Origin of the sequence: Candidatus Leptofilum sp., from assembly GCF_965223285.1 — a bacterium.
In the GTDB taxonomy this organism is placed as follows: Bacteria; Chloroflexota; Anaerolineae; order Promineifilales; family Promineifilaceae; genus Leptofilum.
Genome location: NZ_OZ244997.1, coordinates 3401355 through 3416893 on the forward strand (window position 1 = coordinate 3401355; position 15539 = coordinate 3416893).

At 52.5% G+C, this 15539-nt stretch carries 14 protein-coding genes; 4 read left to right on the forward strand and 10 right to left on the reverse strand.

Going from position 1 to position 15539, the window contains the following annotated elements:
- Nucleotides 1-32: 32 nt before the first annotated feature.
- Nucleotides 33-638, reverse strand: coding sequence for a methyltransferase domain-containing protein (locus tag ACOQPU_RS15420; protein WP_420640724.1), 606 nt, complete (start codon nucleotides 636-638; stop codon nucleotides 33-35).
- Nucleotides 639-797: 159 nt separating this feature from the next.
- Here ACOQPU_RS15420 and ACOQPU_RS15425 point away from each other — a divergent pair, with 159 nt between their 5' ends.
- Together ACOQPU_RS15425 and ACOQPU_RS15430 are read left to right on the forward strand one after the other, a co-directional pair.
- Nucleotides 798-1505, forward strand: coding sequence for a DUF2461 domain-containing protein (locus ACOQPU_RS15425; RefSeq protein ID WP_420640725.1), 708 nt, complete (start codon nucleotides 798-800; stop codon nucleotides 1503-1505).
- 150 nt (nucleotides 1506-1655) lie between these two features.
- A complete protein-coding gene (locus ACOQPU_RS15430) occupies nucleotides 1656-3590 on the forward strand; it encodes a S9 family peptidase (RefSeq protein WP_420640726.1) in 1935 nt (644 codons plus the stop codon).
- Nucleotides 3591-3598: 8 nt separating this feature from the next.
- Here ACOQPU_RS15430 and ACOQPU_RS15435 read toward each other — a convergent pair whose 3' ends face one another.
- The 9 genes from ACOQPU_RS15435 to cysS form a co-directional block, all read right to left on the reverse strand.
- On the reverse strand, nucleotides 3599-5827 hold the full coding sequence (locus tag ACOQPU_RS15435; RefSeq protein WP_420640727.1) for a RelA/SpoT family protein: 2229 nt from the start codon (nucleotides 5825-5827) through the stop codon (nucleotides 3599-3601).
- 40 nt (nucleotides 5828-5867) lie between these two features.
- Nucleotides 5868-6602, reverse strand: coding sequence for a response regulator transcription factor (locus ACOQPU_RS15440; protein ID WP_420640728.1), 735 nt, complete (start codon nucleotides 6600-6602; stop codon nucleotides 5868-5870).
- A 20-nt stretch (nucleotides 6603-6622) separates the two neighbouring features.
- Complete coding sequence (locus ACOQPU_RS15445) at nucleotides 6623-6859, reverse strand: hypothetical protein (protein ID WP_420640729.1); 237 nt, start codon at nucleotides 6857-6859, stop codon at nucleotides 6623-6625.
- Nucleotides 6860-6967: 108 nt separating this feature from the next.
- Nucleotides 6968-7483 carry an FHA domain-containing protein gene (locus tag ACOQPU_RS15450; RefSeq protein WP_420640730.1) on the reverse strand — a complete coding sequence of 172 codons (516 nt, stop codon included), beginning with the start codon at nucleotides 7481-7483 and terminating at the stop codon, nucleotides 6968-6970.
- Complete coding sequence (locus ACOQPU_RS15455; RefSeq protein WP_420640731.1) at nucleotides 7476-8942, reverse strand: VWA domain-containing protein; 1467 nt, start codon at nucleotides 8940-8942, stop codon at nucleotides 7476-7478. The genes ACOQPU_RS15450 and ACOQPU_RS15455 overlap by 8 nt, the downstream gene beginning before the upstream one ends.
- Nucleotides 8943-9387: 445 nt before the next feature.
- Complete coding sequence (locus ACOQPU_RS15460) at nucleotides 9388-10335, reverse strand: PP2C family protein-serine/threonine phosphatase (RefSeq protein ID WP_420640732.1); 948 nt, start codon at nucleotides 10333-10335, stop codon at nucleotides 9388-9390.
- Between the two features lie 31 nt (nucleotides 10336-10366).
- On the reverse strand, nucleotides 10367-12241 hold the full coding sequence (locus ACOQPU_RS15465) for a PQQ-binding-like beta-propeller repeat protein (protein ID WP_420640733.1): 1875 nt from the start codon (nucleotides 12239-12241) through the stop codon (nucleotides 10367-10369).
- Between the two features lie 227 nt (nucleotides 12242-12468).
- Nucleotides 12469-13224: a PIG-L deacetylase family protein gene (locus ACOQPU_RS15470; RefSeq protein ID WP_420640734.1), complete on the reverse strand. Its 756-nt coding sequence runs from the start codon at nucleotides 13222-13224 to the stop codon at nucleotides 12469-12471.
- A complete protein-coding gene (cysS, locus tag ACOQPU_RS15475) occupies nucleotides 13217-14602 on the reverse strand; it encodes a cysteine--tRNA ligase (protein ID WP_420640735.1) in 1386 nt (461 codons plus the stop codon). The genes ACOQPU_RS15470 and cysS overlap by 8 nt, the downstream gene beginning before the upstream one ends.
- 100 nt (nucleotides 14603-14702) lie before the next feature.
- On the opposite strand from cysS, the gene ACOQPU_RS15480 reads away from it, so the two are divergent.
- Both ACOQPU_RS15480 and ACOQPU_RS15485 read left to right on the forward strand, forming a co-directional pair.
- On the forward strand, nucleotides 14703-15035 hold the full coding sequence (locus ACOQPU_RS15480; RefSeq protein ID WP_420640736.1) for an ArsR/SmtB family transcription factor: 333 nt from the start codon (nucleotides 14703-14705) through the stop codon (nucleotides 15033-15035).
- Nucleotides 15025-15528, forward strand: coding sequence for an SRPBCC domain-containing protein (locus ACOQPU_RS15485; protein WP_420640737.1), 504 nt, complete (start codon nucleotides 15025-15027; stop codon nucleotides 15526-15528). Before ACOQPU_RS15480 ends, ACOQPU_RS15485 begins: the two co-directional genes overlap by 11 nt.
- Nucleotides 15529-15539 lie beyond the last annotated feature (11 nt).

A 15539-nucleotide genomic window follows, 5' to 3' on the forward strand; every position in this document is an offset into this window, starting at 1 on the left:
TTCGTGATTATTCTTCTTTATTCAGATCGAGTTCACCAACTCTTTTGCAGGATGATAAGCTCTTCAATGTTTTGGCGAGAGGGGACCGAATCGTAGGGGAACTCGCGGTGCTGGAGGCTGAACCCGTGTTCAGTGAGCAGTTCAATCATGGCGTCTGGCTGCACGACAAAAGGTGGGCCGCCAGGACGTTGGCCGATGGGAAAAGCGAGGCCAATATACAGGCCACCGGGCTTAAGCAACCGTGCGGCCAATGCTGCATACTCCCTACGCCGCGCCGGGTCGATGGCGCAAAAGCAGGTGTATTCAAGAATGTAGTCGAAGCGGCCGTTCATCGCCTCAGGCAATTCAAAAATATCTGCCTGCAAAACCTGCACCGGGTGCTGGTCGTCGTTCAGCAGGTGCATCGCCGCCACGGCGTCAGAAGCAAAATCCACCGCCAGCACATCGAAGCCATGCTGAGCAAACAGGCGAGCATCGTGGCCGCGCCCGGCTCCCAGTACAATCATCTGGCCCGGTGGATAGTCGCCATTGGCCGCCAGTCGGGCAAAAACAGGCGTCGGGTAACCCAAATCCCAAGGGGTGCGATTATCACGATAATGATGTTGCCAAAAATCAGTGGAGTTTGTTTCATGTGCCATGCAGCTATTATACTGGGCTTTGTGTCGAATTTGGCAACGGCCGTTCGTCGTTGGGTAGATGCTAGGACTGGCAGTCCTAAACTTCTATTTTATACACAACTACATATTTAGGACTGCCAGTCCTGATAAAGATCTGTTATTGTCAGCAAGGAGATGAAAATGAGCACAACCACCTTCACCAATTTCCCCCAAGAAGGCATCCAATTTATGCACAACTTGGTGCAAAATAACGACCGCGAATGGTTTAACCCGCGTAAGGAACTTTATAAAACCCACATCGTCGAACCCGCCATCGCCTTCATCGAAGCAATGGGCAACCGCTTACAGCACCTCTCCCCCAACATTCAGTACGATACGCACACCAACGGCTCTGGCTCGCTCATGCGCATCTACCGCGATACGCGCTTTAGTAAAGATAAAACGCCGTACAAAGAGTACGTTGGCATCATCTTTTGGGAAGGCAGCGGCAAAAAGACAGAATGTCCCGGCTTTCATCTGGGTATAAGTGGCCGAGGCGCGGGCATTCACGTGGGGATGCACGGCTTTCCCAAGCCAATGCTGGCCGCCTACCGGCAGGCGGTGGTGGATGATGCTTTGGGTGCGGAGTTGGTGGCAGCGGTAACGGCCGTTCAGCAAGCGGGCTACACAATCGGTGGGGAGCATTACAAGCGCGTGCCGCGTGGCTTTGACGCTGACCACCCCCATGCCGACTGGCTGCGCTACGCCGCTCTTTTTGCCAGCTCTGGCGGCATTCCCGCCAGCGTCGTCACCTCAGACAGCTTCCTGGACGTTTGCTTTGACCATTTTGAAAAGATGGCCCCGATTCAACGCTGGCTAGTAAAAGTGGCGCAAACGGCCGAAAAGTAATGAAGACCCCTCTCTGAAGTGGAAAATGCATTGGTTGTAGCCGCGGATTCTTCCCGCGTTCTGGGTGCGCGGGAAGAATCCGCGGCTACATAAGGCGTTCTATTCCGATAACCAGTTGGCGAATCAACGATTGGCGTTTATCATTCCCCAATGGCAAAAAAGATCGCCCCATACGGTTCCTGGAAATCCCCCATAACCTCTAATCTCATCGTGGCTGGCTCGATTGGCCTGAGCCAACTGGTGCTGGCTGGCGAAGCGGTTTACTGGACAGAAGGACGGCCGTCTGAAAACGGCCGTAACGCCCTTGTAAAATGGACCCCCGGCGCTGGTTACGAAGAGCTATCCGCCGCCGGATTTAACGTGCGCAGCCGCGTCCACGAGTACGGCGGCGGCAGCTACGCCGTCCACGACGACGTCATTTACTTCACCAACTTTGTGGACCAGCGGCTGTACGTGCAGTATCCCTACAGTGAACCCGAACCGCTCACTCCCAGCCAACCGCTCCGCTTTGCCGATAGTTTTGTGGATGCCAGTCGGGGCCGCCTCTTTTGCATTCGGGAAGACCACAGCGAACCCGGTGTGGAGCCGACCAACAGCCTCATCAGCCTAAACCTGGATGGCCACAATGAAGCTGGCATCGAGCTGGCCGCTGGCAGCAGCTTTTATGCCTCGCCACGATTGAGTCCAAACGGCAGTCAGCTAGCGTGGCTCAGTTGGAACCACCCCAACATGCCTTGGGATGGCACCGAACTGTGGCTGGCCAACCTGGATGAAACCGGCACCAGCTTGAGCAACATTACCAAGATCGCCGGGGGCGGCGACGAGTCCGTCTTCCAGCCAGAATGGTCACCTGATGGCGAGCTATATTTCGTCTCTGATCGGACGAACTGGTGGAATTTGTACCGCTGGCGCGACGGCGTGGTGCAGCCCGTTTACCCAATGGAAGCTGAATTCGGCCGTCCGCAGTGGGTATTTGGCATGTCTACCTACGGCTTTGAACGCGCCGACAGCATCATCTGCACCTACACGCAAAATGGCGTCTGGCATTTGGCGCGCCTCAACACCGAACAGGGGACGCTGACGCCAATCAACACGCCTTACAGTTCGATTACCAACCTGCGCGTTGGCAACAGCTTTGCCCACTTCATCGGCGGGTCGGCCACCCGCCCCAACGCCATTGTGCGGCTCAATTTGCAAACCAACGACACCCAAATTCTGCGCCAATCCACCGACCTGACGGTAGACACAGCCTACCTCTCTGTGCCAGAGGCCATAGAATTCCCCACCGAAAATGGGCTAACGGCACACGCCATTTACTACCCGCCACAAAACCGGGATTTTACTGCGCCAGCGGGTGAACAGCCGCCGCTGCTGGTCATTAGCCACGGCGGGCCAACTAGTGCCACCCAAACCACGCTCAATTTAAGTACACAATATTGGACCAGCCGGGGCTTTGCTGTGTTGGATGTGAATTATGGGGGCAGCACGGGATACGGCCGTTCCTATCGGCAGCGGCTCAACGGGCAGTGGGGCATCGTCGATGTGCAAGATTGCATCAACGGGGCCAAACATCTGGTGCAGCAAGGGCTGGCGGATGGCAACCGCCTGGCCATTCGCGGCGGCAGTGCCGGTGGCTACACGACATTGTGCGCACTCACCTTCCACAATACGTTCAGTGCTGGAGCCAGCTTCTTTGGCGTCAGCGATATTGAAGCATTAGCCAAGGAAACCCACAAATTCGAGTCGCGCTACCTAGACAGCATGATTGGTCCATACCCCGAAACCAAGCAACTGTATCAAGCTCGTTCGCCAATCCACTACACTGACCAGCTCAACTGCCCTCTCATTTTGTTCCAGGGATTAGAAGACAGGGTTGTACCACCCAACCAGGCAGAAATGATGTTTGAAGCGGTCAAAGCCAAAGGCATCCCCGTTGCCTATGTCGCCTTCCCCGGCGAGCAGCACGGCTTCCGCAGTGCTGAAAATATCAAACGCACGCTGGACAGCGAGCTTTATTTTTACGGCAAAATTTTTGGCTTTGAGCTGGCAGACCCCGTCAAACCTGTCGAAATCGAAAATCTGTAGCCTATGAATTATTCTGGGCGGTAAAAGGAGTCGGCTGGTAGCAGCGGCTCTGGCACTTCAAACGAGTCCACAATCTCCACAAAAAAGACATTGGCCAACGCCCGTATTTGATGCAGAATGCGCACCAGCTGGCGCGGGCGCAGCACCTCAATTTCCAAATGAATATGTACTTCATTGGGCGCGCCCGGCTCTGGGGTGTGAATGTAGGAGATGTTAATCCCTTCATCGTTCATCAACTGGGTGATTTCAAATAGGAGGCCTGGGCGATCATATACCTTCACTTGTAGTTTGATTTGACGCACTTCACGTGGGGTGGCTTCCCCCCAGCCTAAAATCAGCTTGCGCCCAGCCAATCGGCTGGGATTCAAGGTGTGACATCGCTCATGATGGACAGTCACGCCACCGTCTCGGCGCAAGTAGCCAATGATCGCGTCCGGGGGGCGCGGGTTACAGGTGCCACACAGACGAATCTCTCGCCCTTCAGCCTGGGTCACTACAAACTGGTCACCCGCTTCTGAATAAACAACTTTGCCGGTATGACGGGCAGGCCCCTGTGACCACATTTCTTCAACGAGCGTGGTGGTAACGGCCGTTGGCAAAATTTCGGCCCGGCCCAGTTCATAGTATAAATCATGCGTGTTGTCGTAATTAAAAGCGTGTGCCAAGCGGTCATGCGGGTAATTGTACAACCCCAACATGCTAAGTTCATCATGTAGCAACTTAAGCCCCTGGTGAACCGCCCTTTTCTGGGGCAATCTCCTAAACCAGCGGCGGGCATGGCTACGGGCATAGTTGGTCATAATATAGCCTAAATCTTCATCCAGCCAGTCACGCTGCGGCTGCGCCCGCTCCTTCTTCATGATATGTACCTTCATGCCGTCTAACAACGGCCGATTCAGGGGATAATGTATATCATTGACATAGGCAGAATAACATTGGTCCCCTAACCCTGTGTGAATGGCATAGGCAAAATCCAATGCGGTGGCACCCTCCACCAGCTCCACAGCATCGCCACGTGGCGTAAACACCCGAATTTGTTGCCGAAACACATCTTCCACTACGCCACGCACCCCGGCAGTAGGGTCTTGCGGCTCCATATTAATATTTTCGTTGATATTTTCAAAGAATGCTTCCATGCGCCCCGCTACGCCGCGTGTCCACATGGGCGTATCTGCGTAGATCCACTGTGCCAACACCCCAACTTCTGACACTTTGTCCATGGCCTCGGTGCGTAGCCGCAGCTTTAAATGTTGCCCGTTGGTATGCACCACCGTGGAATGAAGCGAGCGGTACAAATTGTCGCGGGCAACGGCTATGTAATCATCAAACGTGCCTGGTACAGGTTGCCATAGCTGGTGCAAATGCCCCAACGCTTGGTAACAAGATTGCCAATCATTCAGCAGTACAACCAGGCGCATCGTCTTATCGACATCATAAAATGAAGCCCCATTTTTGTGTAAATCCTGGTACACACTGTAGATGTTTTCTGGTGCTAAAAAGACCCGTCGCACATCCAGGTCGGCTTGCAGCAGGCAATCAAAAATTTGGCCACTGATAATTTGATACGCTTCCTGCTGCTCGTCATTAATTTGGGCCAGCCGGTTTTTGATGATGGCATGTGCTTCCGGCTCTAGCACCTCCAGTGAGAGGGATTCTAATTCATTTTTTAACCGCCAAATACCGAGACGGTTAGCCAACGGGGCATACACAGAGAGTGTCTCTTTGGATTTGTACACCTGCCGTCCGTGCGGCGTGGCTCTGATAGTGCGCATGTTATGCAGTCGGTCAAACAGCTTGATAATGACGGTGCGCACATCGTTGGTCATGGCAGCCAGTAACTTGTGCAGCGTCAGGTCTTCAATCTCCTGCTTGGAAAGCTCTTTTCGTTTGGCAATTCCCTTGGTAACGTCCTTCAACTTGGTGACGCCGTCGACCAGCCGGGCAACGTCTTTGCCAAACTGCGTTTCAATTTCCTCGATGGTTACGCGCGTATCTTCAGCCACATCATGGAGCAAAGCCGCCATGAGTGCCTGGGCATCCAGGTAATATTCTGATATGTAGTAGGCAACGGTTAGAGGGTGGGTAAAAAAAAGCTCGCCAGATTTACGGCGTTGTTCTCCGTGTTCCCGGCGAGCGAGGGCAAATGCTTCCTGCACACAAATGCGGTCTTCAGCACTAAGGTACTTGTTGATTTGGTCAAAGAACTGCTTGCCGTCAGACGCAATGGTGTGAGTCATAACGGTTAATGATATTAAAAACGTCCGAAAAGTAAACTATTTACGCTTTTTTATAGTCTACAAATCGGTACCCCACACCGCGCTCAGTTAGAATGTAATAAGGCTTGGCGGGGTCGTCTTCTATTTTTTTGCGCAGGTAGTTAATGTAAAGGCGCAGGTAATGGGTTTCATCCCGATATTCGTAGCCCCATACTTTGGCAAGCAAGGTTTCGTGGGGCACAACCCAGCCTGCATTTTGAATAAGGTGGTTGAGCAAGCGGTATTCGGTGGGCCGTAGATCAATCCGCTCGTCGTTGACAATCACTTGGTGGCGATTGAAATCAACGGAAAGGCGTTCGTCTATGCGCAGGATGGTTCTAGGCGGTGGGGCTGGCCATTCTGCGCGCCTGAGAACGGCCGTTACGCGCGTAACCAGTTCTCTGGGGCTAAATGGCTTGGTCACATAATCATCTGCGCCAAAACTTAATCCCTGAATTTTGTCATCCTCATCACTTTTCACCGTCAGCAAAATGACCGGCACCGTAGAAATTTCGCGCAATAGCTTCAGGGTTTCAAAGCCGTCCATTTCTGGCATCATCACATCCATGATGACTAAATCGGGCGTATGCTGCCGAATTTGCTCCAAAGCAACCAGGCCATTTTCGGCCTCAATAATTTGATACCCCTCTAACTCCATATTCATGCGTATAAAACGCCGCATACGGGATTCATCATCCACCACCAATACCAGGCGTGGGGCTGTTGGCTCTAGTGAATCCGGAACCTGCTCAACCATAATGTCTGTTTTTCACTCCGTTATCGAACAAAACTAACAACCTCTTCTTGATCACCAGACGGCAAGATTTGAATGAAGTTGATGCGATGCCAAGGCACCAGCATACTGGTGACTTCTTCATCCAGGTAATGTAAATCCTTGCCATCGCGTAGGCGTGGGTTGTGTACTTGAATAAACTGGCTACCTGGGCTGGGCAGCTCATCAATTTCGCATTCAAAAGCGTCTTCGTTTCTGATGTGAACAATTACTGTAATCATATGACCCCTTCAAATTCATAGCTTATGAGCAAACTCAGAGCTATTGTCTTTCTATTTTTATCAAACAACTATGGTTTATTTGTTGCAAAATTGCAAGCGGCGCAGCGGTTAATCGGTTCCGGTGTCAGACAAAAAGAGGTGTACGAGCAGATCACCAAACCGAATCTCGTCGCCACTTTGCAATGGGTATGGTTCATGTGGTGGCAAGCGATAGTTGTTGAGCAATGTTCCATTCGTACTGTTCAGATCGATGAGTACCAAGCCTTCCTGTACGGCCTGAATTTTGGCATGGAGCCGGGAGACGCCTTTTTCGGCACCGTCATCATCAGACAGATCGACTTCCGGCACTATTTCAGATGAAGCGCGGCCAATCTGAATGGCATCCTTTACGTCCAGCCTAAAACGGCGGCGACTGCTAGGAACAACAAGGGTGATTCTGGAGGCAACGGCCGCTGGTGCCAGGGCATCTTTGGCCAACGGCGGCGGCGGCGGTCTGTTGGCAAACTCAGAAAATGGCAAGACGGCCGTAATCTTTCCCGTCTCCACTAACAGAAATCCACCACATTCATTGCAAAACAGTGCTCCCTCTTCTTGCGAGGAACCACACTCTGTACATTTAATCATGCTTCTTCTTATATTGTGCTTTGTCAATTAAGGCTCGCGTTCCATACTTTAATTTTTTGCGCCCAGCCAAAGACATGGTACCCGCTCTGGAAATCTGCTCCATCTCTTGCTGCGCCTGATGCGCCAATTCCGTTTCGCCTGCTTCTAGCAAGCGGGTGCTTAGATGGTGCATCCGGGTGGTGGCCACATCCAGACGACCTGCTTCCACTTCTTGCCATACTTTCTCATTCATACGGTACATGTTCATCACCCGCACCGCTTCCACAATTTTTTCGGGAGGCATCTCTTGAGCTACATCAGACAATACAAGCAGGCGATGGGAATCTTTAAACGTTTGCTCATGCATCTGCGGCCCAGGAATATCGGCGATGATCTCGATGTTCAGATTGAGTCGCGTTTCGGCAGGGCTGGGCGCAATTTTTAGCTCCAGCAGCGCCGCCAGCGGCGAGCGTCCTTCCAGGTTGCCTAGCTGGAGCATCTCTTCGTCTACAGCAATTGGCTGGGCAAACGGTTCCAGCTTAAAGCCATATTGAATAGACACGTTGCGGTGAAGAGCAGCCTTCAGTTGTAAGTTTTTGGCATAAATAGTGCCTAATCCCTGAATGCGCTTTTGCAGATGCTGCACAATGTCGCCAGGTTGCTCTACAAAGTTAGATTGCCCACCAGACGGTGAAACGAGGGCATCCAGAAATTGATCGTTCCATTCTGTGCCCAACCCAAAGGCACTAATACCAATATTTTCTTTGGCTGTGCGCTGCGCCAGCTCTAAACATTGTGCTGCATCCCCATAGGTATGCCCATCGGTTAACAGGATGAGATAGTTGGTGTGCTTGGCCAGATCAACTTTTTGCAGCTCCTTGACGCCGGCCTGCAAGCCCTGATAAATTTCAGTACCGCCGGAAGCCTGCACTCCCCGCAGTTGGCCCACAACGGCCGTTGGATTCTCTACCTTGCCCGCAGGCACAACCACTTCCGCCCGATCGCTAAAACTGACGATGGACAGGGTATCTACAGGAGCCATTTTGTTGACAATGAGTTCAACGGCCGTTTTTACATGACTCAACCGGCTGCCCTGCATCGAGGTGCTTTTGTCTAGCACCAGGCTCAGGTTCAGGGGGAGCTGCTTGGTTTCTTGTGTCGGGGGCAAAATATCCAGCAGCAGGTACACTACCTGCTCCGCATCAGAAACCTTGATGCGGTCTCGGCTGGCGGTTACCTGCAAATTCACCATTTCCAGCGATTTGGTTTCTGCCAGCAGCGAATCGTAGGTGGCACGACGAGCCGGATCGCTGAGAACCTCATAGGCATTGGCCAAGCGCGCATAGGCAGGGTTTTTTGCTTTGTTTCGCTTTTCTTTAGGAATTTTGAGACGCAATGCGGCAAAGGCAGTCTGAATTTCTTCCAGCGTTGCCTGAGATGTAACCCCTAAAATTGCATAATACTCAAACTCTTTATCCATAAAAATACGGCCGTATCGCCCTAGGTTCTATTGGCTTACGCCTGCCTGCGTTCATAAGATCGCCCGCTAAGTGATGCAATCAGAGCTTTTTCTCAACTTTGTTTTGGGAAAACAGGAGGGCAAAATCGTTTATCAATGAAGCGACTTATAGCTGCGATGATGGCAATTACCTAGTACAGTCCGGCGGAAATCCACACGAAATTATTATGACAAGTGTGCCGGACTGTTTAAGTATTGCGCCGCAGTCAATAACCTTAGTCGAACTTTCGGGGCGCAATACTAGCCATTGAACTGCCAATTAGACAATTACCCTCCTCTGGTAAAAAGCAAACTTCTTTTGCCGGATAGAAATGAGCTTATTTTTCGCCTGCTGCACAGACATCATAAATGGTCTACCCGTCAATAATTGGTTAGCGAAACAGAAAATGTTCACCGATTACCTATCTTATAAGGAAAAGTCTACCACAACGGCCGTAATGTTGTCATTGCTGTGTGCCGCCAGGGCCGTTTCGTATAAATCATCTACCATTTGTGGCAACGAAACATCTTTTTCTAGTATTTCCTGAATGGTCTTATCATCGACAAATCCACACAAACCGTCGCTACAAAGCAGCAGCTTGCCAGTATGCGGCAGCAAGCGCATGTAAGTATCCACCTCTACCTCTTCTCCCTGGCCCACAGCCCGCAGCAGGACGTTGCGGTAGCGATAGATGGTCGCTTCTTCAGCCGTGAGCGTGCCCACATCTTGCAAACGCTGCACCAGCGAATGATCGCTGGAGATTTGCTCCAGTTTGCCGTCTGCCAGCAGGTACAGGCGGCTGTCGCCTACGTGGGCCACATGCAAGCGACGACCCAGCACCAGGGCCACCGTCAGCGTCGTGCCGCTATCTACTTCTGGATCATCCTCGAAGACGGCCGTATTGGCCGCCTGAACCGCATCTAGCAACACTTCCTGAATGGGTACATGGGTGGGTGGGCCTACCGTTTGTAGCAGCGGCATATAAATCTTGGTCAAAATGTAGTGAGCAGCCACCCGCGATGCAATCCGACTGGCGACATGGCCGTTGGTATGCCCCCCCATGCCATCGGCCACGATGTATAGACCAAACGGCACCATAGAAAAATGCCCACCAGCTTCTGAACTAAACACCATACAGGCATCTTCATTTCGATCACGCGCGCCTAGATCGCAACGAACGCCAGCACGCAGTGTGGGGTCGTTGATCGCCCCATTATTCTGAGGAAGACCCGTGTCGATGACGGCCGTATCCACTGAGTCTTGCATAACGGCCGTATCATCCAATTCAGACGTAATCGCGGCTTCTTCTACTTCTTCGGCTTCCGGTTTGCTCGCCTCTTCTTCAGGCTGAATGAATGGCGGTGTTTCGTTCATAATAAAATCCAATCGTTGTGCGTTATGCCAGCTAGGCTGGTAACGCGTAAATATAGTGGTTGGTTGAGCCGATGTAAACCACGCCATCAGCAATCGTCGGTGATGAAATAACAGGTGCCCCCGTGTCGAACTGCCAGTTTAGATCGCCCCGCTTGGTGTTGAGGCAATATACAGAGCCATCTGTGCCACCAAAATAGACAGCATCATTCCAGACAACCGGCGAAGAAGCGATTTGGCCTTCAATATCAAACGTCCACTTCTGGCGCCCTGTGTCCATATCCAATACATAAAGGCTACCATCAGAAGATCCAATAAATACAGAATCATCATGTACGGCTGGGGAGGAGATGATGGGGCGGCGGGATCGGAATCGCCAAATCACCCAGCCCGTATTGGCATCCAAGGCATATACGGTGCCATCCATCGAGCCTACAAATACAATTTCATCTGCCACAGCGGGGGATGAGGTAACATTCCGCTTGGCCTGCGCCTGCCACTTTGTTTTGCCACTGGCAATCTCTACGCAAAAAATATAGCCCCCTTCGGTGCCAAAGAAGATGCGCTCCTCATCTACAAAAGCAGTTGAGCGAACCGCAGCGTACGCATTTGCTTTCCATTTGGGCCGACCCTGGTGTACCTCAAGCGCATAAAAGTGGCCATCGTCAGACCCAAAAAAGACATGATCGTAGCGAACAACGGGCGAAGCATAAATAGCACCGTTGGTTGCAAACCGCCAATTTTGGCGGCCTGTACGCCGCTGAATGCAGTATAAATGCTTATCCGCGGAGCCAATAAAGACGTTTTCGTCATGCACAAATGGGGTGCTGCCGCCCACGCTGTCTGAGGCAGGGAATTTCCAGACAAATTCGCCATTTTCGCTATTTAATGCGTATACATTATTATCATACGCGCCAACAAACACCATTTTGCCAGCAACGGCCGCTTTGCCCCGAATCTCATCTTCACACTTAAACTGCCAGATGGGCTGCACCTGGCTGACCTCTGGGGCCAAGGCAGTAGCGGGCGCGCCAGTTGGGGACATCGCCGCAGGGCTGCTGGTTTGAGGCATAGTCAAGTTGGGATTGCTATCAAAAACGGCCGTTGGCGGACGCTGCGCCAGAACCTCTAGCGCATCTTTCAATTTCTTGGCATCGGCAAAGCGGTCTTTGGGATCGTAAGCCAAACAGCGGTTGATAATCGCTTCAAAAGCTGGCGTAACGGAGGGGTTCACTTTGGAAATCGGCCGTTCAGCAAAGGTGAACGGAGGTTCCAGGCGTGGGTCTTGCCGCGTCAGTAAATGATGCAGCGTGGCCCCTAGTGCGTAAATATCCCCGGCTGGCTCTGCCTGCCCGCGGTACTGCTCTGGCGGCGAATACCCTTCCGTACCGATCATCGTGCCCTTGTCGCCCATCTCAAAAACTTTGGCAATGCCAAAATCAATCAGACGAATGCGCTCGCGGTGATCCAGCATAATGTTCGAGGGCTTCACATCACGAAAAACAATGGGTTGCGGCTTTTGGTTATGCAAGTGGTAAAGTGCATCACAAAGCTGCATTGCCCAGGAAATGGCTGTTTCTTGATCCAGATAATCTGTTTGCTCTTCCAACCATTCGTCTAAATCTTTGCCGCGGATTAGCTCTAGCACCAGGTAAGAGCGGTCGCCTTCTGTAAAATAATCAGACACGTCTGGAATAGCGGGATGATCCAACATGGCCAACATGCTGGCTTCACGTTCAAACGATTTAATGGTAAGAGCGCGCATTTGCGGGTCTGGGGTAGAGATAAGCATCTCTTTGACGGCACACAGCTTGGTTACGTTGGGGAAGCGCATGTCTCGCGCTTGATAGACTGAGCTAAAGCCACCGGCCCCCAGTGGCCCCACAATGCGGTACCTTTCTTGCAGCATGTCACCCGGCTGTAAGCCACTACGCTGCGCCTTTTTTTGACGGCCTCTCTTGCTGGCAAGTTGTCTGGTCGTTAATCGCCCCATGGTTAGCTGTGGTCTGTCTCCTTGTGTGCGGGTTTATTATAAGTTGACCCCAAGCAAATAATCAAGCTGGCCGGTACTAATGGGATATTCTATGGGTAAAAACAACGGAATCTTAACGGGATACGGCCGTATTCCCAAACTACCTAGCCATTCACCCATCGCCAATACCGCTCGCCACCAACCTGGGAAGCGTAAGTACGGATCTTGTGGTCGGCATCCCGGCGGCTGGCAAAGAAGCTGCTGCGCTGCGAGGCGTAGGCCCAAATTGCATCGATTTTGGCGGCAACGGCCGTTTCTGGCAGCATAATTTGGGTAGACTGCATAGTTGGATGGAGAACGGCCGTTACCGCTCCCGCATTGGCCGCATATGGATAATCTTCATAATAAAGAAGCTGCTCTACCCCAAAAGCCAGCTCTGCCGCCTGCCGCACCAGCCGATGATCCACATGCTGGCCCGCGGTGAGCGGCACCACAACTTCATCGGCGGGGGGAAGTTGGGCAAACTGCTTTGCAAGCTGGGCGATTACGGCATCATCAGCGGGGTGCTGGGTGGTGATGATGCTTTCCCAGGTGGAGTAGCATGGCTCACCAGTCGCCGGATCGGTACGGTAGACGCAATCTGGCACGTCCCAATGCACAAAATCTGCACCAAGAATCTGGCAAGCAGCAACATCCTCGGCGCGGCGAGTACGCACGGCCGCTTGCGGTAACTCCCAGCGTTGGTGTAGCTCCTGGGCAAAGTCAGAAAGTTGAACGCCGAGTGCCGGTGAGCCCGCCATTGGGGTAACGATGAGAACTGGATGGGAAACGGCCGTTTCCAAATAAATCCGCCCGCCACAGGAGAGTGCCGCATCATCCAGATGGGGTGACAGATAGATGGTTTTGTACCGCTCACGCATTGGCGGCTCGTGGCTTCAGTTCGGGGCCGCTGGGCGTGTCGGTGATGTCGTAGCCTGCGGCGGCGATTTGGTCACGTAAAGCATCGGCCTGCGCCCAATCTTTGGCGGCGCGGGCGGCTTGCCTTTGGGCTGCCAACGCCTGCACCTCATTGGGAATGGGTTGTTCAGCTTCTGGCTGCCAATCGGCTAGCCTTAAGCCTAGCACGCGGTCAAACTCCACAATCGTTGCCTTTTTTGTGCCATTGGGCATATCGCTTTTAACCAAATTCCAGGTCACAGCCAGGGCGCGGGGCATGTTCAAATCATCGTTCACCTGGTTGGTAAAGTTGGCGAGGAAAGTTTCATCTGGTTGAGTGGGATCGGGCCATTGGGAAACGGCCGTACGCAATCTTTGCAACGCTGTGGCCGCGCCATCCATCGCTTGCCAGTTAAAGGTGAGCTTGGAACGATAATGCCCGCCCAGGCAAAAGTAACGGTAAACCAGCGGGTCGTAACCGCGATCAATGATCGTTTGCAGTCGCAAAAAGTCACCGGATGATTTGGACATCTTGAGGCCATCGAGCTGCAAAAAGTAGCCGTGCAGCCAAAAGTTGGCCAGCCGCGTGTTGTGGCACGCCTGCATCTGGGCAATCTCGTTGGGATGGTGCACCATGATGTGGTCTTCACCCCCGCAGTGGATGTCGAAGTAGGTGCCTAAATATTTCACTGCCATCGCCGAGCATTCGATGTGCCAGCCGGGGAAGCCGACGCCCCACGGACTGTCCCACTCCATCTGTCGCTGCGCGTCCGGCGGGCTGAACTTCCATAGGGCAAAGTCGGTGGGGTTACGCTTTTCGCTTATCGCCACTCGGCTGCCCGCCTGCAAGCCTTCAATGTTAAGCCGGGCGATATAGCCATAATCATCCAATCGGGAAGTATCAAAGTAGATGCCATCGCTGGTGCGGTAGGTGTAGCCGTTGGCCTCAATGCACTGAATCATGGCAATTTGCTCGGCGATATGGTCGGTGGCCTTGCACCAAATGTGAGGCTCGTGAATGTTGAGTTGAGCTAGGTCTTGTTTGAATGCCTCGGTGAAAATTTCGGCGATTTCCCAGGCACTTTTCCCGGCACGGCGGGTGCCTACTTCCATTTTGTCCTCGCCTGCGTCGGCGTCATCGGTCAAATGTCCGACGTCGGTAATGTTCTGGACGTGCAGCACGTCATGCCCGTTAAATTCAAGCACGCGGCGCAAAATGTCTTCAAAGATGTAGCTGCGCAGGTTGCCGATGTGGGCATAATCGTAGACGGTGAGGCCGCAGGCGTACAGCTTGACTTGGGGTGGATTGAGGGGGGTAAACGGCCGTATCTTTCGCTCGTACGTATCAAACAGTTTCAACATGCTGGGTAGCTTACCGCAGTCTAGGAGTGTTGTCGAAGGGGAACGACTAAAACGCTACATAACTTGACAGTTATATAACTACTCAGTTATGATGCGAGTCATGGCAACGATTTTTGACGTAGTCACCGACCCAACACGCAGGCGCATTCTCGATTTTTTGCTCGAACAGCCCCATTCAGTTGGCGAATTAGTCAATAAATTGGAAATAAGCCAGCCCGGTGTATCTAAGCAGCTGCGGCTGCTGCGAGAGGCTGGGCTTGTCTATGCTGAGAAGGAAGCACAAATGCGACTATATCACCTTAACCCCGACCCGTTGCAAGAATTAGACAAGTGGTTGGAGGGATACAGAAAATCGTGGTCAGACCGTTACAGCCGGCTTGACGATTATTTACAAACAGTCCAATCTCAGGAGAAAGAAAACAATGACAAATGAAAGGGTAAAAACTCAGCTCACCTTACCTTCCGATCAGGAAATTTTAGTGACGCGCACCTTTGCGGCCCCGCGCGATCTCGTCTGGCAGGTGTGGACAACGGCCGAACATCTACAACATTGGTGGGGGCCAGAAGGGTGGTCTTTGCCAGTATGTGAAATAGATTTTCGTCCGGGTGGCACCTGGCTGTACTGCATGGCAGGGCCAGATGGGATGCAATCCTGGGGCAAAGCAACCTACCTTGAAATTGAGGTCCCAGAGCGACTTGTTATGGAAGATGCCTTTGTTGACGCAGAGGGCAATCCGGTTGAGGGGATGCCTGTGGGTCGAGTTACCCTAACATTCATAGAAACAGATGGCCAGACGACTGTGCATAACATTGTGCGCTACCCAACGAAGGAAGATCGTGACGCGGTGCTTGAGATGGGTGTGGAAGCAGGCATTGACCAAACCTGGAACCGTCTGGAGGCTTATCTGGCGCAAAATCGGCAATAACTGTGCCAAAA